Source organism: Aquitalea sp. FJL05 (assembly GCF_003852595.1).
Taxonomy (GTDB): domain Bacteria; phylum Pseudomonadota; class Gammaproteobacteria; order Burkholderiales; family Chromobacteriaceae; genus Aquitalea; species Aquitalea aquatilis.
The window spans coordinates 62,887-84,014 of sequence record NZ_QAJS01000001.1; the positions used below are offsets into that span (position 1 = coordinate 62,887).

Annotated in this window: 23 protein-coding genes and 1 pseudogene; 13 read left to right on the forward strand and 11 right to left on the reverse strand. The window is 57.2% G+C overall.

Annotated features, from left to right (window positions below; all coding sequences use genetic code 11):
• Position 1: 1 nt before the first annotated feature.
• Complete coding sequence (locus DBR44_RS00305; RefSeq protein ID WP_124640923.1) at positions 2 to 1,234, reverse strand: acyl-CoA dehydrogenase family protein; 1,233 nt, start codon at positions 1,232 to 1,234, stop codon at positions 2 to 4.
• A 58-nt stretch (positions 1,235 to 1,292) separates the two neighbouring features.
• Positions 1,293 to 1,430 (reverse strand): hypothetical protein, encoded by a 138-nt coding sequence (locus tag DBR44_RS00310; RefSeq protein WP_199730936.1) that lies wholly within the window; start codon positions 1,428 to 1,430, stop codon positions 1,293 to 1,295.
• On the opposite strand from DBR44_RS00310, the gene DBR44_RS00315 reads away from it, so the two are divergent.
• The 8 genes from DBR44_RS00315 (at position 1,417) to DBR44_RS00350 (ending at position 8,679) form a co-directional block, all read left to right on the forward strand.
• The gene (locus DBR44_RS00315) at positions 1,417 to 1,620 is read left to right on the forward strand and encodes a hypothetical protein (RefSeq protein WP_124640925.1); all 204 of its coding nucleotides are present in this window, start codon (positions 1,417 to 1,419) and stop codon (positions 1,618 to 1,620) included. The two genes, DBR44_RS00310 and DBR44_RS00315, sit on opposite strands and share 14 nt — an antisense overlap.
• Positions 1,621 to 1,643: 23 nt before the next feature.
• The gene (locus DBR44_RS00320; protein WP_124640927.1) at positions 1,644 to 2,426 is read left to right on the forward strand and encodes an ABC transporter ATP-binding protein; all 783 of its coding nucleotides are present in this window, start codon (positions 1,644 to 1,646) and stop codon (positions 2,424 to 2,426) included.
• A 93-nt stretch (positions 2,427 to 2,519) separates the two neighbouring features.
• Positions 2,520 to 3,401, forward strand: coding sequence for a branched-chain amino acid ABC transporter permease (locus DBR44_RS00325; RefSeq protein WP_124640929.1), 882 nt, complete (start codon positions 2,520 to 2,522; stop codon positions 3,399 to 3,401).
• 11 nt (positions 3,402 to 3,412) lie between these two features.
• Positions 3,413 to 4,480 (forward strand): branched-chain amino acid ABC transporter permease, encoded by a 1,068-nt coding sequence (locus DBR44_RS00330; protein ID WP_124640931.1) that lies wholly within the window; start codon positions 3,413 to 3,415, stop codon positions 4,478 to 4,480.
• 61 nt (positions 4,481 to 4,541) lie between these two features.
• Positions 4,542 to 5,876, forward strand: a complete 1,335-nt coding sequence (locus DBR44_RS00335; protein WP_124640933.1) for an ABC transporter substrate-binding protein — start codon at positions 4,542 to 4,544, stop codon at positions 5,874 to 5,876.
• A gap of 85 nt (positions 5,877 to 5,961) precedes the next feature.
• Positions 5,962 to 6,717: an ABC transporter ATP-binding protein gene (locus tag DBR44_RS00340; protein ID WP_124640935.1), complete on the forward strand. Its 756-nt coding sequence runs from the start codon at positions 5,962 to 5,964 to the stop codon at positions 6,715 to 6,717.
• Between the two features lie 124 nt (positions 6,718 to 6,841).
• Entirely contained in the window at positions 6,842 to 7,903 is a 1,062-nt protein-coding gene (locus tag DBR44_RS00345) for an isopenicillin N synthase family oxygenase (protein WP_124640937.1), read from the forward strand.
• A complete protein-coding gene (locus DBR44_RS00350; RefSeq protein WP_124640940.1) occupies positions 7,900 to 8,679 on the forward strand; it encodes a MetQ/NlpA family ABC transporter substrate-binding protein in 780 nt (259 codons plus the stop codon). The genes DBR44_RS00345 and DBR44_RS00350 overlap by 4 nt, the downstream gene beginning before the upstream one ends.
• Positions 8,680 to 8,751: 72 nt before the next feature.
• On the opposite strand, the gene DBR44_RS00355 is transcribed toward DBR44_RS00350, so the two are convergent.
• The 3 genes from DBR44_RS00355 to DBR44_RS00365 all read right to left on the reverse strand — a co-directional run bounded on the left by DBR44_RS00355 (position 8,752) and on the right by DBR44_RS00365 (position 11,046).
• On the reverse strand, positions 8,752 to 9,522 hold the full coding sequence (locus DBR44_RS00355; protein ID WP_124640942.1) for an amino acid ABC transporter ATP-binding protein: 771 nt from the start codon (positions 9,520 to 9,522) through the stop codon (positions 8,752 to 8,754).
• Positions 9,519 to 10,199 carry an amino acid ABC transporter permease gene (locus tag DBR44_RS00360; RefSeq protein WP_124640944.1) on the reverse strand — a complete coding sequence of 227 codons (681 nt, stop codon included), beginning with the start codon at positions 10,197 to 10,199 and terminating at the stop codon, positions 9,519 to 9,521. The genes DBR44_RS00355 and DBR44_RS00360 overlap by 4 nt, the downstream gene beginning before the upstream one ends.
• A gap of 88 nt (positions 10,200 to 10,287) precedes the next feature.
• Positions 10,288 to 11,046, reverse strand: a complete 759-nt coding sequence (locus tag DBR44_RS00365) for an amino acid ABC transporter substrate-binding protein (protein ID WP_233578243.1) — start codon at positions 11,044 to 11,046, stop codon at positions 10,288 to 10,290.
• Between the two features lie 386 nt (positions 11,047 to 11,432).
• Here DBR44_RS00365 and DBR44_RS00370 point away from each other — a divergent pair, with 386 nt between their 5' ends.
• Positions 11,433 to 13,058, forward strand: coding sequence for a methyl-accepting chemotaxis protein (locus tag DBR44_RS00370; protein WP_124640948.1), 1,626 nt, complete (start codon positions 11,433 to 11,435; stop codon positions 13,056 to 13,058).
• A gap of 447 nt (positions 13,059 to 13,505) precedes the next feature.
• Here the strand turns inward: DBR44_RS00370 and DBR44_RS00375 are convergent, their stop codons facing one another.
• A complete protein-coding gene (locus DBR44_RS00375; RefSeq protein WP_124640950.1) occupies positions 13,506 to 14,114 on the reverse strand; it encodes a tyrosine-type recombinase/integrase in 609 nt (202 codons plus the stop codon).
• Between the two features lie 156 nt (positions 14,115 to 14,270).
• Positions 14,271 to 14,420 (reverse strand): hypothetical protein, encoded by a 150-nt coding sequence (locus DBR44_RS00380; RefSeq protein ID WP_199730937.1) that lies wholly within the window; start codon positions 14,418 to 14,420, stop codon positions 14,271 to 14,273.
• A 181-nt stretch (positions 14,421 to 14,601) separates the two neighbouring features.
• On the opposite strand from DBR44_RS00380, the gene DBR44_RS00385 reads away from it, so the two are divergent.
• The 3 genes from DBR44_RS00385 (at position 14,602) to DBR44_RS00395 (ending at position 17,196) form a co-directional block, all read left to right on the forward strand.
• The gene (locus DBR44_RS00385) at positions 14,602 to 14,916 is read left to right on the forward strand and encodes a helix-turn-helix domain-containing protein (RefSeq protein WP_124640954.1); all 315 of its coding nucleotides are present in this window, start codon (positions 14,602 to 14,604) and stop codon (positions 14,914 to 14,916) included.
• 212 nt (positions 14,917 to 15,128) lie between these two features.
• Complete coding sequence (locus tag DBR44_RS00390; RefSeq protein ID WP_124640956.1) at positions 15,129 to 16,244, forward strand: hypothetical protein; 1,116 nt, start codon at positions 15,129 to 15,131, stop codon at positions 16,242 to 16,244.
• A complete protein-coding gene (locus DBR44_RS00395) occupies positions 16,234 to 17,196 on the forward strand; it encodes a hypothetical protein (RefSeq protein WP_124640958.1) in 963 nt (320 codons plus the stop codon). Before DBR44_RS00390 ends, DBR44_RS00395 begins: the two co-directional genes overlap by 11 nt.
• On the opposite strand, the gene DBR44_RS00400 is transcribed toward DBR44_RS00395, so the two are convergent.
• The 4 genes from DBR44_RS00400 to DBR44_RS00415 form a co-directional block, all read right to left on the reverse strand.
• Positions 17,193 to 18,137, reverse strand: a complete 945-nt coding sequence (locus DBR44_RS00400) for a DNA cytosine methyltransferase (RefSeq protein ID WP_124640960.1) — start codon at positions 18,135 to 18,137, stop codon at positions 17,193 to 17,195. The two genes, DBR44_RS00395 and DBR44_RS00400, sit on opposite strands and share 4 nt — an antisense overlap.
• Before the next feature lie 67 nt (positions 18,138 to 18,204).
• The gene (locus tag DBR44_RS00405) at positions 18,205 to 18,627 is read right to left on the reverse strand and encodes a hypothetical protein (protein WP_233578245.1); all 423 of its coding nucleotides are present in this window, start codon (positions 18,625 to 18,627) and stop codon (positions 18,205 to 18,207) included.
• Between the two features lie 83 nt (positions 18,628 to 18,710).
• Positions 18,711 to 18,974, reverse strand: coding sequence for a P2 family phage major capsid protein (locus DBR44_RS00410; protein ID WP_124640963.1), 264 nt, complete (start codon positions 18,972 to 18,974; stop codon positions 18,711 to 18,713).
• A gap of 60 nt (positions 18,975 to 19,034) precedes the next feature.
• Entirely contained in the window at positions 19,035 to 19,832 is a 798-nt protein-coding gene (locus tag DBR44_RS00415) for a GPO family capsid scaffolding protein (RefSeq protein WP_124640965.1), read from the reverse strand.
• Between the two features lie 162 nt (positions 19,833 to 19,994).
• Here DBR44_RS00415 and DBR44_RS00420 point away from each other — a divergent pair.
• Positions 19,995 to 20,921, forward strand: a pseudogene (locus tag DBR44_RS00420) (terminase large subunit domain-containing protein); the annotation flags it as partial.
• Positions 20,922 to 21,128 lie beyond the last annotated feature (207 nt).

Below are 21,128 nucleotides of genomic sequence, written 5' to 3' on the forward strand. Positions count from 1 at the left end.
GTCAGCCCTTGCCGCGGCCAATCTGCCAGACATAGGGCGGCTCGGTGCCGTTGATGGCCCAGTCGCCGGCAATGCGCGCCTTGTAGATCAGCGGGTTGTGCGAGGCCACGGTGCGGGCATTGCGCCAGTGGCGGTCCAGCAGCAGCTCGGCCCGTGCCGACGATGCGCCCAGCGCATTGAACAGCTGGGTGGCGGCGCGCAGTACCAGTTCGGAAACCACGATCTGCGCTTTGCCCGATTCCAGTTCGGCGTCGATATTGGCCTGGCGTTCGCGGGCGGCGTCGTTGCCAAAGCGGGCTTCATAGGCGCGCTGGGCCGGCTGGGCGGCGCGGATGGCGGTGGCTTCGGCGGCATAGGCCAGGGCGGAGATTTCACCCACCACCTGCTGGATCTGCGCATCCTGGCTCACGCTGGCGGCATTGCCGGTGCTGAACACGCGTTTGCGCTCGCGCACTTGCTGCGCCACATCACGCTCCACCGCCTTGCCGATACCGGCCAGCACCGCCAGCAATACCAGCTGGTAGAAGGCGGTCTGGTATTTGAAGCGACTGGCAAAGTCGATCAGGTTTTCCGGTGCCACCGTCACGTTTTCAAACACGGTGCTGCCGCTGCCGGTGGTGCGCTGGCCAAAGCCATCCCAATCATCACTTTGCGTCACGCCGGGGTCGCTGGTGCGGATGGCGGCAATTACGTCCTGGTTGCTGCCATCCACCTGGGCGTAAACGTCGATCCAGTCGGCAAAAATACTGCCGGTGCTATAGAACTTGCGGCCATTGAGCAGCAGCTTGTCACCGTGGCGGCTGACACGAGTAATGACTTCACCCACGGCGACTTCACCGATTTCGGTCCAGGCATTGCCGACAATTTCACCGTCAACAAAACGCTTGAACCAGACTTCACGCTCCGGGCTGGCCGGAGCATTCAGGCGGTCTTCGACGAAGGCAAAATGGCCGCGCAGCGCTTGCGGCAGATTGGAATCTGCCGTGGCCAGCTCGGTCAGCAGCTGGAACAGCTGTGGCAGCGAGGCACCGGCGCCGCCATATTGCTTGGGCACGCGCACCGCGCCAAAGCCCGCCTGTTTCAGCCAGTTGATCGGCTCATACGGCAGCTTGCGCTCGCGTTCGCGTTGCAGGGCGGTCTGGGCAATTTCGGCAAAGATGGGGTGAAAGCGCTGCGCCAGGGCGTCGTAATCGGTGCCGGTGGACAGGTCGTCCGGCAGGCTGTGTTGGCTCATGGTTGTTTCCTGTTTGGCGTGATGGCAATCCCGGCCGCCACCGGCAGCCGGGTGATGGTCAGTTCCACGGATGGCGCGGCGGCGCAATGTGATTCAGGTAGTAGTTGCCGATGTGGAAGTACTTCCAGCGCACCGGGTCGTGCAGGGTGTGCACGCGGGCATTGCGCCAGTGGCGGTCCAGATTGTGGGCAATCAACGTAGCGCGGGTGCCGCTGCTACTGGGTGCGCCGCTGGCAGAAAACACCCGCCACTTCTTTGCCGCGCTTGGCGTGGAAGTGCGCAACTGGCCGGATAGCGCCGAGTGGCAGCAGCGACAGCTACCAGCCGAACCGGAAACCGGCACGCGGCAATGGCTGCAGGCCGACACCCCGCCGCTGGGTGCCTAAACCATGAAACAGGAAACAACACCATGAGCGCGACGGCAGCTCCCTTGCTGAGCCTGGCGCACATCTCCCTCAGCTTCAAGGGCGTCAAGGCGGTGACCGACATCGGCTTTGACGTGGCCGAAGGAGAAATCTGCGCCTTGATCGGCCCCAATGGTGCGGGCAAGAGCTCGCTGCTGAATGTCATCAATGGCGTGTACCAGCCGCAGCAGGGCGAAATCCGCTTTGCCGGCCACGCACGTCAGTCCATGCAGCCGCATGCGGCAGCGGTGCAGGGCATCGCCCGCACCTTCCAGAACATTGCGCTGTTCAAGGGCATGAGCGTGCTGGACAACATCCTGACCGGGCGCAACCTGGCCAGCCGCAGCAGCTGGCTGGAACAGGCTTTCCGTCTGGGCCGTGCCGTGGCCGATGAAGAAGCCCAGCGCGCAGTGGCGGAGGAGGTGATTGCCTTCCTGCGCCTGCAGCCCTGGCGTCACAGCCTGGTGGGGCAGCTGCCCTATGGCCTGCAAAAACGGGTGGAGCTGGGGCGGGCCCTGGCGGCCCGGCCGCGCCTGCTGCTGCTGGACGAGCCCATGGCCGGGATGAATCGTGAAGAGAAGCGTGAAATGAGCCAGTTCATCCGTGAAGTGAATCAGGCCTTTGGCACCACCATCGTGCTGATCGAACACGATATCGGCGTGGTGATGGAGCTGTCCGACCACGTGGTGGTGCTGGACTACGGCCGCAAGATCGGCGATGGCCCCCCGGCCGAGGTGCGCGCCTTGCCAGAGGTGATTGCTGCCTATCTCGGCCAGCAGCGCCACTGACGTCCATTTCCTGAGCCATTCCTTGTCCGGCCCGCCACGCTGTGCTGCGGGCGGGGGACGCTTTGCGCCGGCAATCCGGCGCGGGAGCCTGTCATGACTTTTTTTCTGGAAGTACTGCTCGGCGGCTTGCTGGCCGGGGTGATGTACTCGCTGGTGGCCATCGGCTTCGTGCTGATCTACAAGGCCAGCGGCGTATTCAATTTTGCCCAGGGCTCGATGGTGCTGTTTGCCGCGCTCACCTTTGTCAGCCTGCTGGAGCGCGGCCTGCCGTTCTGGTTGGCCTTTGTGCTGAGCCTGCTGTCCATGCTGCTGCTGGCGCTGTTGCTGGAGCGGCTGGTGCTGCGTCATCTGGTGAACCGGCCACCCATCACCCTGTTCATGGCCACGCTGGGGCTGAGCTATGTGGTGGAAGGCGTGGCCCAGGCGCTGTGGGGCGCGCAGGTGCACGGGCTGGATCTGGGCATCGAGGACACGCCGCTGGAACTGGGCGGGCTGATGCTGTCGCGCTTCGACCTGTTTGCCGCCGGCAGCGCCGGGCTTCTGGTGTTGCTGCTGTCCTTGCTGTTCAACAAGACCCGCATCGGCCTGTCGCTGCGCGCGGTGGCGGACGACCAGCTGGCCGCGTTGGCGGTGGGCATCCGCCTGCAGCGCATGTGGGTACTGGTGTGGGCGGTGGCCGGGCTGGTGGGGCTGGTGGCCGGCCTGTTGTGGGGTGCACGGCTGGGGGTGCAGTTTTCCTTGTCACTGATTGTGCTCAAGGCCTTGCCGGTGCTGATCATCGGCGGCTTTACCTCGATAGGCGGAGCCATTGTCGGCGGGCTGATTGTGGGTGCCAGCGAAAAACTGGCAGAAGTGTATCTGGGGCCATTGCTCAGCGGTGGCATTGAAAACTGGTTCCCCTATGTGCTGGCGCTGCTGTTCTTGCTGCTGCGTCCGGCGGGGTTGTTTGGTGAGCGCGCCATCGAGCGGGTGTAAGGAGAAGAGGCATGTTCTATCAGGAATCCGGGCAATTCAGCACCCGCTACCGGCAAGATGGCCGCGCATTGCGGCTGTGGCAGCAGCGTGCCGCGCTGTGGGCCTTGCTGGCGCTGGCCTTCGGCCTGCTGCCGCTCATCGGCAACGACTACTGGTTCAGCGCCATTCTGATTCCCTTTCTGGTGCTGTCGCTGGCCGGGCTGGGGCTGAATGTGCTCACCGGCTATGCCGGCCAGCTGTCACTGGGTTCGGCCGCTTTCATGGCGGTGGGGGCGTTTGCCAGTTACAACTTGCAATTGCGCCTGCCAGGCCTGCCGCTATTGCTCAGCTTTGTCGCCGGTGGCGTGGTGGCCGCGGCGGTGGGGGTGGTGTTTGGCCTGCCCAGCCTGCGCATCAAGGGCTTTTATCTGCTGGTCGCCACCCTGGCAGCACAGTTTTTTGTCGAATGGCTGCTCACCAAGTTTGCCTGGTTTTCCAATGGCAACGAATCCGGCGTCATCAGCGCGCCCCCCTTGCTGGTGGCCGGTCACGATTTTGGCAGCCCGGCCGGGCGTTACCTGCTGACGCTGATCGTGGTGCTGCCCTTGTTTGTACTGACGGCCAATCTGGTACGCAGCAGCCTGGGGCGCAACTGGATGGCGGTGCGCGACATGGATACCGCCGCCGCAGTGATCGGCATCCCCATCCTGCGCACCAAATTGCTGGCCTTTGCCATCAGCTCCTTCATCCTGGGGGTGGCCGGTTCCCTGTGGGCGTTTACCTATCTGGGCACGGTGGAGCCGCACGGCTTCGACCTCAGCCGCTCCTTCCAGGTGCTGTTCATCATCATTCTTGGGGGTATGGGCAGCATTCTGGGCAATTTCCTGGGGGCGGCCTTCATCGTGCTGCTGCCCATTGTGCTGTCCATCTTGTCCAGCACTTATCTGAGCGGCCTGCTGCCGGCCGGCCAGCTGGAAAACCTGCAAAAAATCATCTTCGGCGTGCTGATCATCCTGTTCCTGATCAAGGAGCCGGAAGGCCTGGCCCGCCTGTGGCAAAGCTGGCGCGCCCGCACCCGGCTGTGGCCACTGCGTTTCTGACCCGTTTTACCTTGTTGTTTCCGTTAGCAGTTTCGTCTATTGAACCAGGGAGTTTCACATAATGAAAAATCATCTGCACACACTGAAAGGGGCGGTCGTACTGGCTCTGGGGCTGGCGGCTGTCTCGGCCACGGCCCAGGCCGCAGGCGAACAGTATTTCCCGCTGCAAAGCTACCGCGTGGGGCCGTATGCGGCTGGCGGCACCGGCTTTTTTGGTGGCTTCATCGATTACCTGCAGTACGTGAATACCAAGGAAGGCGGCGTGAACGGCGTCAAGCTGAGCTGGAGCGAGTGCGAAACCGAATATGTGGTGGAAAAAGGGGTGGAGTGCTACGAGCGCCTGAAAAAAGGCCTGAACGGCGCACCGGCTGCCGCCACCAACCCGCTGTCGGTGGGCATTGCCTACGCCACGCTGGAGCGCTCCACCGCCGACAAGCTGCCGCTGATCACCATCAACCATGGCCGTACCGACTCTACCGACGGCAGCGTGTTTCCCTATGTGTTCCCGCTGCAGCTGAATCCGTATTCCGAGGTGTCGGCCATCATCAATTACATCGGCCAGAAGTCTGGCGGCCTCGCCAAGCTGAAGGGCAAGAAGATTGCCGTGCTTTACCACGGCTCGCCGTATGGCAAGGAAACCAACCCCATCCTGGAGCTGTTGTCGAAGAAATACGGCTTCCAGCTGGTATCGCTGGAAGTGCCGCATCCGGGCAACGAGCAGCAGTCGCAATGGCTGACCATCCGCCAGCAAAAACCGGATTGGGTGATTCTTCGTGGCTGGGGCGTGATGAACCCGGTGGCGTTGAAAACCGCACAAAAAACTGGTTATCCGGCTGACCACATCATCGGCAATATCTGGAGCAACTCGGAAGAAGACGCCGCGCCGGCCGGTGCGGCTGCCAAGGGTTTTATTTCGATTACCACCCATCCGTCCGGCACCCAGTTCCCGGTGCTGCAAGGCATCAAGAAAACCGTGCTGGATGCCGGCAAGGGCAATCTGGCCGACGCCAAGCGCTTTGGCACGGTGTATTACAACCTGGGCGTGGTCAACGGCATCCTGAACGTGGAGGCGGTACGGCTGGCGCAAGCCAAATTTGGCAAAAAGCCGCTGACCGGCGAGCAGGTGCGCTGGGGCTTCGAGCATCTGCGTTTTGACGACAAGCGGCTGAAGGAAGTGGGCGCACTGGGCCTGCTGCAGCCGCTGCAGCTGAGTTGCACCGACCACGAAGGCGGCGGTGCGGTGCGCTTCCAGCAGTGGGATGGCCAGCAGTGGAAGGTGATTTCACCGTGGGTACAGGCCGACCGCAAGCTGCTGCGCCCCATCATCGAGGATTCCTCGCACAAGTACGCCAAGGAAAAGGGCATCACCCCGCGCGATTGCAGCAAGGAGTCGTGATTTTCTGAAGCAAGACCTGCCCGGCGCGGCTTGCTGCGCCGGGTTTTTTGTCACCCAGCTTTTTGACTGATTGCGGAGTTGAATCATGAGCCAGCCCTTATTGCAGGTGGAAGGCATTCAGGTGGTGTACAACCAGGCCATTCTGGCGCTGGGCAGTGTGTCCTTGCAGGTGGAGCAGGGCCAGATCGTAGCCTTGCTGGGTGCCAATGGCGCGGGCAAGAGCACCACGCTCAAGGCCATTGCCGGGCTGGTGGCGGCCGAGCGCGGCTGCCTGCAGCAAGGGCGCATCATTTACGACGGGCAGGATGTCAGCCACACCGCGCCGCACCAACTGGTGCAGCAAGGGCTGGTGCAGGTGCTGGAAGGCCGGCACTGCTTTGCCCATCTGACCGTCGAGGAAAACCTGCTGACCGGGGGCTTTGTACGCAAGCCCAGCCGCGCGGCCCTGCAGCAGGATCTGGAGCGCATCTACCAGTATTTTCCGCGCCTGAAAGAACGGCGGCGCGCGCAGGCTGGCTATACCTCGGGCGGCGAGCAACAAATGGTGGCGATAGGCCGCGCACTGATGGCGGCGCCCCGCCTGGTGCTGCTGGATGAGCCATCGATGGGTCTGGCACCGAAAATCGTCGAGGAGATTTTTGAAATACTGCAGGCGCTGAACCAGCAGGAGGGCGTCAGTTTTCTGCTGGCCGAGCAAAACGCCAACCTGGCCTTGCACTACAGCCATCAGGCCTATCTGCTGGAAAACGGCCATGTGGCGCTGTCCGGCAGTGCGGCCGAGCTGGCCAGCCGCGAGGACGTACACCGCTTTTATCTGGGCGGCAGTGTGGAAGCCGCCTGAAGGCGCGGTGTCATTGCCGCTAATGGCTTGATATTCAAATCTGTTTTTCTTGGTTCGCATCACCATGGGCATGGCATATCTTGAGCTTCATCCGCACGCTTGGCGTGCCGCTAACGGAGTTGCCATGACCAGCCCCCATACCTTGCCCGTGATCGACATCAGCCTGCTTGATGGTGATCCGCAACAACGTCAGCAGCTATTGCAGCAGCTGCGCACTGCCGCCCGCGACAGCGGTTTTTTCTACCTGGTCGGCCACGGTATTGGCGCGGACAAGGTGGCTGCATTGCGGCAGGCGTCACACGCATTCTTTGCCTTGCCTGCGGCCGACAAGCTGGCCATCGACATGGAGCACTCACCGCACTTTCGCGGCTATACCCGTGCCGGGGAGGAGCTGACCCGTGGTGCAGCCGACTGGCGCGAACAGCTGGATATCGGTGCCGAGCGCCCGGCCCGACCGGATCTGGCACAGCAAGCACCGTGGTGGCGGCTGCAAGGCCCCAACCAGTGGCCGGCGGGATTGCCTCAGCTCAAGCCGGTGTTGCTGGACTGGCAGCAGGAAACCACCCGGCTGTCCATTCTGCTATTGCGTGCCTTTGCCGAGGCACTGCAGCAGCCGGCCGACAGTTTCGACGATGCCTTTGTCGAGGCTCCGGTGCAGCATCTGAAAATCATCCGCTATCCCGGCAGCCAGCATGGTGCAGCCGGGCAGGGCGTGGGCGCGCACAAGGACAGCGGCTTCCTCACTCTGCTGCTGCAAGACGATAGCCAGGACGGCCTGCAAGTGGAAACCGAGCAGGGCTGGATTGACGCGCCGTCGCTACCGGGCAGCTTTATCGTCAATATCGGCGAAGCGCTGGAAATGGCGTCCAATGGCTATCTGCGCGCCACCGTGCACCGGGTGGAAAGCCCGCCCGCCGGCAAGGAGCGCTTGTCGGTGGCCTTTTTCCTGGGCCCGCGGCTGGATGCCACCATCCCGCTGCTGCAGCTGCCGCCGCATCTGGCCGCCGAAGCGCGCGGCCCGGAAGCCGATCCGGCCAACCCGCTGTTTTACCAGGTGGGCGACAATTTTCTCAAAGGCCGGCTGCGCTCCCACCCCAAGGTGGCTGCCCGTCATCATGCCGACCTGCTGGCACCCCAAGCACCGCAGGCAGCTTCCCTTCCCACCACTGCAGGAGAATACGCATGAAACCCGCAAAACTCTGGCTGGCATTGTTCGGCCTGGCCGCCAGCCTCACCGCCCACGCGGAAGTACTCACCATCGGTGCCGAAGCCGTGCCGCATGCCGAAATTCTGGAACATGTGAAACCGGCGCTGGTCAAGCAAGGCATTGATCTGAAGGTAAAAGTGTTCAGCAACGGCCTGCAGGAAAACCTGGCGGTGGCCGGCAAGGAAATCGACGCCAATTACTTCCAGCATCAGCCCTTTCTGGATAGCTTCAACAAGTCCAAAGGCACCCGACTGGTGACCGTGGCGGCCATCCATGTCGAGCCTTTTGGCGCGTATTCGCACAAGTACCACAAGGCCAGCGAGCTGCCGGACGGTGCGACCATCGCCATTCCCAATGACCCGTCTAATGCCGGCCGTGCGCTGTTGCTGCTGCACAAGCAGGGGCTGATCAGCCTGAAAGACCCGGCCAATATCCTGTCCGGTGCACGTGATATCAGCGGCAATCCGCACCACTTCAAGATCAAGGAGCTGGAAGCGGCCACCCTGCCACGGGTGCTGGATCAGGTAGACATCGCCCTGATCAATACCAACTACGCGCTGCAAGGCGGACTCAAACCCAAGCGCGATGCGCTGTTCAGCGAAGGCAGCCAGTCGCCCTACGCCAATATCATCGTGGCGCGCGAGGACAATCGCAGCAGCCCGGCACTGAAGAAACTGGTGGCGGCACTGTCTACCGAGGAAGTGCGCCAGTTCATCGACCAGCGCTATCAGGGTGCAGTGGTGCCGGTGTTCTGAACCCGCCAGTCGTTGATGTAACAAAGGCGTCCCCTCATGGCGGACGCCTTTGTCTTGCCGGGCAGCGCTGGATCAGGCTTGCCAGGCTTCGGGCAAACCTTCTTTCAGTGTGGACACATAGCTGGCAGTACGCGGGTTTTGTGGTTGCAGGAACAGCTGGCGGCTGCTGCCTTGTTCCACGATCTGGCCATCTTCCAGAAACACCACGGTATCGGCCAGGGTGGCGGCAAGGCGCAGGTCGTGCGTGGCAATCAGCATGGTTATCTTGTTGGCGGCCAGTTCGCGCAGCACGGCCACCACTTCGCTGGCCAGTTCCGGGTCTAGCGCCGAGGTGGGTTCGTCACACAGCAGCAGGCCGGGCGATTGCGCCAGCGCACGGGCAATGGCCACCCGTTGCTGCTGGCCACCGGACAGGGTGCCGGGCCAGGCATCGGCCTTGTGTGCCATGCCCACCTGTTGCAACAGTTCGCGCGCCCGCGCTTCGGCCTGGGCGCGCGGCCACTTTTTCACGATCAGCAGGCCTTCCATCACGTTTTCCAGCGCAGTGCGGTGTGGAAACAGCTGGAAATTCTGGAACACCATGCCGGTTTGCAGGCGCAGGTGGTGAATGTCCTGCCGGCTGGGCTGTGCCTGACCAGGGGTAAAGTTCAGGCTGGCCTCGCCCACCGTCAGCTGACCTGCCGTGGGGGTTTCCAGCAGGTTGATGCAACGCAGCAGGGTGCTTTTTCCACTGCCGGAAGGGCCGATCAGCGCAGTAACCTGGCCTGCGGCCACCTGCAATGACACCTGCTTCAGCACATGCTGGCTGCCAAAGTGCTTGTCGATATGGCGAAGTTCAATCATTTCGTCTCCTGGGCCTGATGCAGGTGTTGGCCAAAGCGTGCTTCCAGCTTTTGTTGTCCGGTAGACAGTACCGAGCTGAACAGCAGGTAGATCAACGCGGTTTCGGTATACAGAATCAGCGGTTCATACGTGACCGAGGCAATGCGCTGCGCCGCCTGGAAAATTTCCGGCACAGTCAGCACCGCGGCCAGCGAGGTGTCCTTGATCAGCGAGATAAAGGTATTGGCCAGTGGTGGCACCGCCACCCGGCTGGCCTGCGGCAGGATGGTGCGGCGCATGGCCTGCGCCCAGGTCAGGCCGATGGAGTAGGCGGCTTCCCATTGCCCGCGCGGCACGGCCAGCAGCGCGGCGCGGATGACCTCCGAGGTATAGGCCCCCACATTCAGCGAAAAGCCGATCACCGCTGCCGGCAGCGGGTCGAACACGATGCCGGCCTTGGGCAGACCGTAGAAAATCAGGAACAGCTGCACCAGCAGCGGCGTACCGCGGATCAGCCACACATAAAAACGGAAGCCATCAGCCAGCGTTTTCGGGCCATACAGGCGGACCAGCGCGGTGACAAAGCCCAGCGACAGGCCACAGGCAAAGGACAGCAGGGTAAGCGGCACGGTGAAAACCAGCCCTGCATACAGCAGTGGCGGCAACGACTCCACCATCAGTTTCAACCATTCAGGCATGCCTCATTTCCTTTCATAGCGTGTGGTGCGCCAACAAAATTGCCCCGCAGCGCGGGGCAAGCTGGCACACCGTGCGAGGGGGTGGCGCTTAGTGCGACACGTCCTCGCCAAAGTATTTGAAGGAAATTTTCTGGTAGCTGCCGTCCGCCTTGATATCGGCCAGAGCCTTGTTGATGGCGGCCTGCAACTGCGGGTTGCCCTTGCGGAAAATGATGCCGGAGAAGTCGGCGTCTTTTTCGGTGGCGGCAATCTTCAGCTTGGAGTGGGGCTGGTGCTTTTTGTAATCCAGAAAGGACAAGCTGTCGTTGATGGTGGCATCCACCCGGCCAGAGGCCAGCAGCTCCAGCGAATCGTTAAAGCCTTGTACCGGCACCACTTCCGCCCCGAAGGACTGCGCCAGCTTGCCAAAATTGCTGGTCAGGGTATTGGCGGATTTTTTGCCCTTGAGGTCGGCAAAGCTCTTGATGCTGCTGTTGCCGTTAACGATCAGCGCGGCCTTGGAGGCGATATAAGCGCTGGAGAAGTCGTACTTGGCCTTGCGCGCATCGGTAATCGATACCTCGTTGGCCACGGCGTCGTAGCGGTTGGCATCCAGGCCGGCAATCAGGCCATCCCATTTGCCTTCGATGAATTCAGCTTTCACCCCCAGCCTGGCGGCCACAGCCTGGGCGATTTCCACATCAAAGCCCACCAACTTGCCGCTGGCGTCGTGGTAGGTGAAGGGGGCATACGTGCCTTCGGTACCCACGCGGATCACCCCGGCGGATTTGATCTTGGCAAGGTCTTCTGCGCCGGCAAGGCCGGGCAGCAGGGAGGCGAGCAGGGCGGCAATGGCAAATCGTTTCACAATGTACTCCTGGCTGTTTTTGTCGTGATGTCTTGCCGCCATCTGGCGGCCTGCGGCGACTATATCAAGCAGGCCTTATTCTCAATAAACAAGAAATAACACATTGCTAATCATAAAAATGAATAAGAAAGACTAGTCTTATCTTGGCGTTGGTATCGTCGCAGGCTGGCAGGTCTTGGTTCGGGATTTGTCACTGCATCTCGGGTGCGGGCATGCTTCCCGCCACGACACTGTGGAGTCGTATCACTTGCTGCTATATGTTTTGTCAACTATTAAACAGTACAGGTCTGCTGTAACTATGACGGGCATCATGCGCAGTTGTTTTAAAGTGTAGTTAGCGTGAGCTGGCCCGCTTGGCATTAACAAAAATTCGAAACGGGGGAGTTATGCTGAGTAGATTCACTGTACGGCAAAAGCTGCTGGGGAGCTTTTCATTCATCATTGTGCTGCTGTTGGTTTTGCTGGCGGCTGCTCTTGGCAATATGCAAACCATAAACAGCAAAATTGTCGACATGACGCAGGATCGCTATCCCAAGATTGCACTCACCAACAGCATAACCGTTAAATCACTGGATATTGGCCGGCAGATACGCAATGCCGTTATCTTCAGTGCAGGCGACACTGAAGAGTACCTGGCGAAGGTCAGCAGCCTTGATGCTGCAAAAAACGCTGATATGGCCAAAGTAGAACAATTATTGTCGACGGCAAAAGGCAAGGAGCTATTTGCCGAAATGCAAGAGAAAAATCGTGCACTGACCGCAGCGCTGGAACAGGCCTATCCATTGATTCGCAGCCATAAAACCACAGAGGCGGCTGATGTTGTCAAACAGAAAATCGCACCAGCCAACAATGCGTTCATGGCCAACTTAAAGGAGTTTGCTGACTTCCAGGAGGGATTGATGCAGAAGGCCATGCAGGACGCCAATGCCGCCTACCATCAGGCCGTAGTGAGTATGTTGACGGTGGCTGGCATCGCCTTGGCGCTTGCCCTTGGCAGTGCCTTGTTTATTGCCAGACTTATCACTGTGCCGCTGCAGAAATCTGCGCAACTCGTACAAAGAATCCGTGATGGCGATTTGTCTGGTAGTGATGAAAATATTCCCGCTGCCCGCGATGAGGCCCTGCAAATCGCCAGAGGTGTTCAGGAAATGCGTAGTGGCCTGCGTGGCATCGTGCAGGCTATCCAGCTGAATGCTCACAATGTTTCGGACTCGGCCCGCGAGCTATCCAGCATGGCCGAACAGGTTGCCAGCGGAGCGCAACATCAGGCTGAAGCGACGGCCGAAGCCGCCGCCACCATCGAGCAGCTTACCGTCAGCATCAACCATGTTGCCGACAACTCTGACGAAGCAACCCGCCAATCCTGCGAAACTGGCAGCCTGGCAAGAGATGGCGGCAAAGAGGTCATCGACTCAGTGGCGCGTATTCAGGATGTTACCCGCGCAGTAAGTGGCACATCCGCGCAAATGAATTCGCTGAGTGGCGAGGTGCAGCAAATCGGCAGCATTGTCACGGTTATCCGCGATGTGGCCGACCAGACCAATCTGCTGGCCCTGAACGCGGCCATTGAGGCGGCTCGCGCTGGAGAAATGGGCCGGGGTTTTGCCGTCGTGGCCGATGAAGTACGCAAACTTGCTGAGCGCACAACATCATCCGCACAGGAAATCACCCAGATGATCAACTCCATTCAGCATGGTGTGACACGGGTGGTTGGCAGCATGGATGCCAGCCTGGAAAGCGTAAATGCCGTATCCAGCAGCACCGAGCTGGCGTCACAAACAATCGAACGCATTGGTAATAGCACCCACGCAATCGAGCGCAGCATCGCGAATATCACCGGATCACTGGGCGAGCAACGAATTGCCAGCCAAAGCCTGGCGCAAAATATGGAGCGTGTCTCGCAGATGGCCGAAGAAAACAGTGCCACGGTAGAGGAGCTTGCAACCACCTCCGCGCAACTGAGCGCACTCTCTCATAATCTGCAGGATATTACGGCCCGATTTAAGCTGTAACAGCTGGTTGCTTGTAGATGAAATCAAAAAAAGCCAAGTTTGAACCTTGGCTTTTTTTACATGCTTGAGAACGGCCATGATCTGTTCTTCGGTGAATCGTTTCTTCATGTCTAATCTCCGTATGTGGTTGATTGGACTCTAAGGTCACGTGCTGCTCAATACTGGGAGACGTCGGTGAAGCCTTGTTATGCACTTTCCATGAAAAAGCCCACGCGAGGTGGGCTTGTTGGGAATTTTGCGGAAATGATCTTTAATTGCGGAAATGCAAAACGGGCCTTGTATCTCTACAAGGCCCGTGGAATATGGTGCCGGCGGCAGGAATCGAACTCGCGACCCCCTGATTACAAGATATCCCGATTACTTATTGAATTCATGCAGTTAACTACCCAAAAATTCTAAATCGATGTTGCTGAGAAAGGGCTGAAATCCTTATCTGGCGCGGGGTGCTTACTTCTTTTTAGAAGGTGTTTTTAGCTGTTTTGGGGTAGGGCTGACACGGTAGCCAATGCGGTCTTTAACGTAGTGCTCGGTCATGCTCCGACTCTTGTGGCCCAATAGCCGCTGGGCGTGTCCGAATCCGCTGATTTCCTCGGTATCCGTTGCGCTTTTTGCCCGGATGTCACGGAACTGGAAGTCCTTCACCCCAGCAGCCAAGCATGCTTTACTGAAACGGGTGCGCAGGCTGCCATAGGTCAGCGCCTGGCCATTTTCGGTTTGCACCAAGTGGCCAGATCTCACCATGCCTGGCTTCAAAGTTGGCATTTCGGTGGTCATCCGGATCACCAGCTCCAGCAGTTCACCAGTAAGCTCAATGCGTAACGGTGTCTTGGTCTTGTTCTGCCGAACCCACAGTGCGCCATCGCGTACATCACTGCGCATGATTTTCAGCACATCGGACGGACGTTGGCCGGTATAAAATGCCAGCTCTATCGCATCGCGCAGCGGGCGGCATGCGCAGGCAATTACTGCATTGAGTTCCTTATCCTCGATATACCGCAAGCGCCCGGTTTTCCGGTCAGCAAAACCCGGATGGCGGCGCTGAACAGCTTGCCGCATTGACGCACCCTGGCTTCTGAATCCACCCCGCAAAAGGCCAGCAGCGTGGCGTGGGGCGGAATCTGCGCAATGCGTTGTTGATCTGTCGTGGAAGGGCTCACCGGAAATTCTCCTGTCTGGTGGTGCTGCTTATGCGCCGAATCGACTACAGTGCATTCATGCGGCGGCTTGCTGTTGCTGCTGGGCCAGCCATACCGGCAGGCCGGCAAGGTAAATGGCGCGGGCAATGCTGCTTTCCGAACCACCTTGTTCCCGGCACAAGCGCTCAAATTCGCGGCGCTCTTCCGACACAAGCCGCATCTGCACCGGCTTTTCCTTGGCCACACTGCGCGGCCCATATGCTTTTGGCTTTGTGTTCATGTGAGTTACTATGTGCAAGAAAGTGAATCACAGCCGAATACTACTCCAATAATTTGTAGTATGCAAACTGAAAACTGCAAATATTTGGAGTTTTCGTTGACCCGTTCGGCGCGACAGGTACAAGAAATTGAATATCAGCGACCGACTGCGAGAAGAGAGAAACAGACTTGGCATGATCCAAACTGATGCCGCAAAGGCTGCCGGTGTTGGATACACGACATATCTAGGCTATGAAAAGGGCGAGCGCTTTCCCAATGCAGAATCACTGCATGGGCTGTTCCTGGCTGGCTTTGATGTCCTGTACATCGTGACAGGCACCCGCAACAACAGTACCCTCAGCAACGAGCAGTCAGCCGTGCTGGAACAGTTCAGCCGGATAGACGAAAGACTGCACCCAGCTGTGCTGACCAGTCTGCAGGCACTGGCTGCAACCAAGCTGTAGCCCCACACCCAACCGCCAGAAACGACAAAGCCCAGCCATGCCGCTGGGCTTTCTATTTTGCATTTCCTGATTTGATGTGGCAAAAAGTTGACTCTTTTATTGTTAAGTGATTCACTTTGTTCTATGTGACAGATTTCTGTGTGTGATGCAATGATTCGCTAGTTTAATTGATATGTGTTTGGTTGAAATTAAATAAATTTACGGAATTTAAAATGACGAATGCTATTCCTAGAGAATTGAAACGAGTTGAACCAATATTTTTGGATAAACTCAGATTCGATCCTTTAAATCCTCGGTTCCCTAATCATATCAATGCTGGATCGGAAGATCGTTTGATAGATAGGATGGTTAAGGAAGAGCGTGTTTTAGAGTTGATGGAGTCAATCGGTCTTCAAGGTTATTTTCCTGGGGAGCCATTGCTTGTAGTTGGTCCTCCCGATGCAGATGAGTTTTTTGTTGCAGAGGGGAATCGGCGTTTGGCAGCTTTGAAGTTGTTAAATGGTGATATTGCAATTCCTGAAAGAATGACAACCCTGCAGGAGGCTCGAGAGGCAATTGTCACACCACTTAATCCAGAAATACCATGCATAAGATTTGATACTGAGAGTGAAGTTTTGAGGTATTTGGGTTTTAGACATATAACGGGGGTTAAGCCATGGAAGCCTCTTGCTAAGGCTCGATATTTAAAGAGATTGCGTCAGGAATTGTATCCAGAGTTGAATGGTAATAATCTCCTTAAAGTGCTGGCTAAGGAAATAGGAAGTAGACCTGGGTTTGTTGGTCAAATGCTTGTTGGCCTAACGATTCTTGAGAAAGCTGAGAGCGGTGATGGTGAGGCTTGGTTTGGATTTCCTAATCTAGATATTGATAAAGTTGATTTTACACTGCTTACGACCAGTCTTAGTTATGAAAATATATATAGCTACGTAGGGCTTTCTGATCGTCGTGATATAGATGCCGAAAATGTTAATGTTGGTAATATTAAGAATATTATTAGATGGCTGTATGTGAAAGATGAGGAGGGGGAAACTATTGTTGGTGATTCTAGAAATATATCCATGCTGGCGGCAGTGGTTGGAAGGCCTGACTCGCTGGAGGATTTGATTGAAAATAAAGATCTTGAAGCTGCATTTAATTTGACAAGCGGCCCTGATGAGGCGCTTCAATTGGCCTTGACTGATGCGCATAAGTTACTTGAGCAGGCTTATCGATTGTTAGCAAGGGCTAGAAGTCCGAACTCTACACACTTAGATCAGGCTGAATTGAATTTTGATATTTCAAGAACCATTAGAAATGTGTTGAGGGATAAAATAGAAGATGCCCGCTGATATTTTACGAGGATTGGATAGAACTCCATCTCAAAATGCAGTTGATATCTGGGCGGATTATGTTGAGATGCGCTGTATATTACATCCGGATGGGTACTTTACAATTGACACCACTCAAGAGGCTGAAGAAGAGAGCGCTGACTATAGCGCGGGTGGTGGGTTGGTGCCGGCTCAAGAAATTGACTCTGCTTTGAGCGCTAAATGGGGTGATTTGAATAGACAGCTACGAAGAAGGCAGAGTTTGTTTGGAGATCAATATCCATTTGAATCAATGGAAGATGTTGATGGTATTCAGTTGAAGGATGGTTGGGAAGGCTGCGGTTGGTATTTGTTCCAGCTGCTAGCGTCATCCCTGCAATATATTCCTAATGCTAGACGCAATGATGTTACTCATGCGTTTGAGTTGGTTTCTTTTTTGATTTTTAAAAGTCTGCATGCGATTGATGCGGAAGTTCATGGATTTTGGGCAAATGGAGGTGGACGATACGCATTGCCAACATTGCCGGATAAATTAACACGCCTTGCAAGAGACATCCGAGCAACTCCCATTTTCGATAAATGGAAAGATTTTCGCCCAAATGATCGTGGCGATGGGGGGATTGACTTAGTGGCATGGCATGGTATGCATGATTTGCGAGATAGGGTACCTGTTGCAATAGGTCAATGTGGGTGTTCGGTTACGGAATGGAGTTCAAAGCCTGCTGAAATTGGGAGAGAGAAAATATCTCCGCTTCTTCATATTCCTGCTGAGTGGCATAGATATTTCTTTTCCCCCTTGTGTTTTACTGGGGGAAACAAGGGTAAGTGGTGTGAAGGAAAGGAGGCCGATATTGCAGGGGTTGTATTTGTTGATAGATTCAGAATTGTGAAGAGGGCTGAATCACTTGGGATACAGCTGCCTCCTCTGGCAGAACAATTGCTTACTGAAATGAAGGCAATTAATTACCATTAACTCCAAAGGTCTGGTAACGCACGTGCTACTGCCTCAAATAAAGGCGGTGGCACCGCATTGCCTGCAACTGTGTAGCAGTTGGTCAAGTTGGTAGCCTCTGTTTCTGGAAAAACAAAGGCTTTAGCAAAGCCTTGGATGCGGGCAGCTTCGCGGTAAGAGAAGCGGCGTGCCCGGCCTTCAGTTTCAAAGCGCCAGTCGTTGTGACCATGTTTGATCAGTTTTGGGCTCATCGGATGTAAGGGCATATGGCGCGGGTTGCTGACGATAGTCTTTGAAACTTCGTCCCATGCCCTACGGCGGTCGCGCGACATGTAATACCAATGGAATTCTTTGGCATAGAACTCCCCCTCTGGCCATTCCGGTAGGTCGCTAATTGCATCCCTGATGGTGACAAACGGACTGTCTGCCTTCGGGCCATGGGTGGCTTCTGGAAAGGTGAAGGTGATGCCGAAGTCTTGCCGAATCCCGACAATGAAGATGCGCTTACGCTCCTGTGGGACTCCGTACTCTGCAGCATTCAGTACCTTGAAGGTTACGTTGTAGCCTGCTTCGGTGAACACCTTGATCTGGTCATCTAGCAGGTGCTTGAAGTTGGAACGGGTCATGCCAGATACGTTTTCTACAATGAATGCTTTCGGTTTGATGGCATTCAGTGCGCGGGCAAATTCCTGGTAGAGGTAGTTGATTTTCCGATCAACCTGGCGCACTCCACCTTGACTGAAGCCTTGGCAGGGATAGCAGCCAACCAACAGCTCCGCATCGGGGAAACTTTCAATTTTCCGAATGTCACCAAGCACATAGTCTGTTTCCGGATGGTTCGCCAGATAGGTGTCACGGGCATAGGCCAGAATGTCATTGGCCATGACAACATCAAAACCTGCGCGAATGATGCCGGCATCAGAACCGCCGCACCCAGAAAAAAGTGATACTGCTTTTGGCATTGTAGCTCCCGAATAACGGTGCAAATTATAGCGTTAAAAGCGCGTTAACTGTAGTTAACTCAATCACTCAGGTAAGTTCATCCAGTTTTATCTCCAACTCCACATCTGTGACCAGGCCACCATCCCCCAGCGTATGGGTCAGCTTGTTGATGACCCAAGCCTGGCTATCGATGACGGGCTTGAAGCCCACCACCTTGGCCGGTAGTTCGGTGAACAGTTCCGGCCTGCCTTCGGCCAACTTGATGCTGAATTCCGCCGCACCGCGCTGCAGCTTCTGCCATGCGGCCTTGGCCCCCTGCAGGGCAGTGGCCTCGCTGGCATAGACATGGCGCAGCACTTTCACATTGCTGGCGCTCGGCTCAATGCCCTTTTGCTGGATGGCGGCCAGCTTGGTGCGCTTGCTCTTCTTCCCCAGTTTGGTGACAGTGGCCCGGCGCTCAAAGCGGGTGTTGGCATCCACGATGACTTCGCCGCGCCGGGCGCGCTGCACGTCCTGCCATTGCGCCTTGACTGCGGTATAGGCATTGCGGTCGGCTACGTTGAAGCGGTGGCTGTCGCCGCTGGCGCGGGTAATCAGGCAGGTGGGGAAGGGCTTGCCGCTGACACTTTCCGCATCCCCGGCCTACCGATACCGAGTCCGAGCTTGTCGCCAGCCTGCTCGGTAACGCCGATATTGTTGATGCGGCTCAGGAAGTCGCTGGACTCTTGAATGCGAGTTTCCAGCGTTTGCTGAACGCTCGGTTCAATGGAGAACTTCTCGCTTACATCCTGAGTACTATTCAAGCGGGCAATTGCCCCTTTGTAGGTGTTAAATGCGATTCGGGTTTCTTTGCGCATGATGACTCCGGTTCAATTGTCTGGTTTGGCTAGGGTGGGCACGGTCCTGGCGTGTATGGATTAGCAGTCGGTAACGGTTTCGGCGTTGCCGCCGGTTGCTGCCGGACGTGCCGGGCTGGCAGGGGATGCCGACAGCTTGGTAACAATGTCTTCCTGCTTTTCAGACATGGCAGTGATGGCGGCGGCCTGTTCTTCCACGGTCTTTTGCATGGAATTCAGCGCAGTGATGTTTTCTTGCAGTTCGCGCTGATTGGTGGCCAGCGCCTCGATGGCGGCGGACTGGTCAGCAAATTTGGCGGCATCGGTTTTGCCCTTGACGGACAGCAGTTCCTTGACGCGGGAGAAGATGGACGGGCCGGCGTCTTCTTCCAGCTCCAGGGTGAATTCGATGGCTTCGGTAAACAGGTTGCCGGGATGGCTCTTGCGGCTGGCCAGCGGGTTGGTGTGGGCCTTGGCGGCAAACTGCAGCATTTCGGTACCGAGGCTTGCCGGATCATCGGTGACGGCGAGGCCGACCAGATAGGCTTCGCCGGTATCGGCAAAATTCGGGTTGATTTCGATGGAGGTGTAAACCTTCTGCCGGGCCTTGTTCATTGCCACCAGCTCATCAATCGGGTCGATGACGGCAAACAGGCGCTTTTTCCCATCGACTACTTCTTCACTCAGTTCCAGCACGTCGCCATAGCGCTTGAACGGGCTGTCAGGCAGGATGCCCTTGATGTGTTCCAGATTGACCCGAGCGCCATATACCTTGGGGTCATAGCTCTTTGCCATCTGCTCGATATCGGTTCGGCTGATAGTGCGACCGTCGCAGGTTGCACCCTCGGTTGCTACGATGAATTTCTTAGCTTTTGCCATGTTCCGGTTTGTCCTTTTGCTGGTTCGTCGTGACGTGTTGTCGGTGCGATGCGCACAGGATGCGGTGGGCTTGGGCCTGTCTCAATCAATCCCTGTTGTGTGGCCTTCTGGCACAACTCCCCGGCAGTGAATGGCACGCGCATGGGCGGCATGCTGCCCGGCATGGACACTATTTCCCCGACACCGATAGACCTGGACCCGCGCCGGGTCGCCCGCTCCCTGTATCACCAGGGCTGGCGGATTTCGCGCATTGGCGTACAGCTGGACATCAAGCCGGCTACCCTGCACAGCTGGAAAAAACGGGATAAGTGGGATGACTGCACGCCGCTGGATCGGGTGGATGCAGCCCTTGAAGCGCGCATCATTCAGCTGGTGGCCATGCCCAATAAGGGCAACGGCGAATACAAGGAACTTGATGCGCTAGGCCGGCTGATGGAACGCACCGAGCGGGTGCGCAAGTACCGCAATGGCGGCAATGAAGTGGATCTAAATCCGAGCGTGGCCAAGCGCAATGCCGGACCTCGGCAGAAGCCGGAACAGAACGCGATCAGCGAAGAACAGCAGGTCAAACTGGTGGCCGCGTTCCAAGAGCGCATGTTTGGCTATCAGCGCCACTGGTACCGTGCCGGCGAAACCGAGCGCATACGCAATATCCTGAAAAGCCGCCAGATTGGTGCCACTTACTATTTCGCGCATGAAGCCTTCATCGACGCGCTGCATACCGGTCGCAATCAGATTTTTCTGTCGGCTAGCAAGGCGCAGGCGCACCAGTTCCGCAGCTATATCGTGGACTTTGCCAAGCAGGAGGCCGATGTAGAGCTAAAAGGCGAGGTGATCAAGCTGCCCAACGGCGCTGAGTTGAATTTCCTTGGCACCAATAGCCGCACTGCACAGGGCCGCCATGGCAACCTGTACCTGGATGAATATTTCTGGATTCCCAAGTACAAGGAATTGCGCAAGCTGGCTTCCGGCATGGCCAGCCAGAAGCGTTACCGGCAAACCTACTTTTCCACGCCATCGGCCATGTCGCATGAAGCCTATCCGGTGTGGACCGGCGAGCACTTCAACAAGGGCAGGCCGAAAAAGGACCACATGCGGCCCAGCTGATGCCGCCGTCCTTCCTCAGCATCGGCAGCTGTGGGCTGTCATCAGACCAGAGTATCCGCCGGCCAGCGAATTCAATACCAGCACACATGACACATTCCCAAAATATCCAAAAACACCCCTGTGGCCCCCCGGCGCGCGCAATCGAAGCCCCGCCTCGCCCGCCCACTTAACGTGTCGAAATATATGCAC

Coding starts and splice junctions, on each gene's coding strand:
- DBR44_RS00305 (WP_124640923.1), bottom strand. CDS start 1,234: ATGAGCCAACACAGCCTGCCGGACGACCTGTCCACCGGCACCGATTAC.
- DBR44_RS00320 (WP_124640927.1), top strand. CDS start 1,644: ATGAGCGCGACGGCAGCTCCCTTGCTGAGCCTGGCGCACATCTCCCTC.
- DBR44_RS00325 (WP_124640929.1), top strand. CDS start 2,520: ATGACTTTTTTTCTGGAAGTACTGCTCGGCGGCTTGCTGGCCGGGGTG.
- DBR44_RS00330 (WP_124640931.1), top strand. CDS start 3,413: ATGTTCTATCAGGAATCCGGGCAATTCAGCACCCGCTACCGGCAAGAT.
- DBR44_RS00335 (WP_124640933.1), top strand. CDS start 4,542: ATGAAAAATCATCTGCACACACTGAAAGGGGCGGTCGTACTGGCTCTG.
- DBR44_RS00340 (WP_124640935.1), top strand. CDS start 5,962: ATGAGCCAGCCCTTATTGCAGGTGGAAGGCATTCAGGTGGTGTACAAC.
- DBR44_RS00345 (WP_124640937.1), top strand. CDS start 6,842: ATGACCAGCCCCCATACCTTGCCCGTGATCGACATCAGCCTGCTTGAT.
- DBR44_RS00350 (WP_124640940.1), top strand. CDS start 7,900: ATGAAACCCGCAAAACTCTGGCTGGCATTGTTCGGCCTGGCCGCCAGC.
- DBR44_RS00355 (WP_124640942.1), bottom strand. CDS start 9,522: ATGATTGAACTTCGCCATATCGACAAGCACTTTGGCAGCCAGCATGTG.
- DBR44_RS00360 (WP_124640944.1), bottom strand. CDS start 10,199: ATGCCTGAATGGTTGAAACTGATGGTGGAGTCGTTGCCGCCACTGCTG.
- DBR44_RS00370 (WP_124640948.1), top strand. CDS start 11,433: ATGCTGAGTAGATTCACTGTACGGCAAAAGCTGCTGGGGAGCTTTTCA.
- DBR44_RS00375 (WP_124640950.1), bottom strand. CDS start 14,114: ATGCGGCAAGCTGTTCAGCGCCGCCATCCGGGTTTTGCTGACCGGAAA.
- DBR44_RS00390 (WP_124640956.1), top strand. CDS start 15,129: ATGACGAATGCTATTCCTAGAGAATTGAAACGAGTTGAACCAATATTT.
- DBR44_RS00395 (WP_124640958.1), top strand. CDS start 16,234: ATGCCCGCTGATATTTTACGAGGATTGGATAGAACTCCATCTCAAAAT.
- DBR44_RS00400 (WP_124640960.1), bottom strand. CDS start 18,137: ATGCCAAAAGCAGTATCACTTTTTTCTGGGTGCGGCGGTTCTGATGCC.
- DBR44_RS00410 (WP_124640963.1), bottom strand. CDS start 18,974: ATGCGCAAAGAAACCCGAATCGCATTTAACACCTACAAAGGGGCAATT.
- DBR44_RS00415 (WP_124640965.1), bottom strand. CDS start 19,832: ATGGCAAAAGCTAAGAAATTCATCGTAGCAACCGAGGGTGCAACCTGC.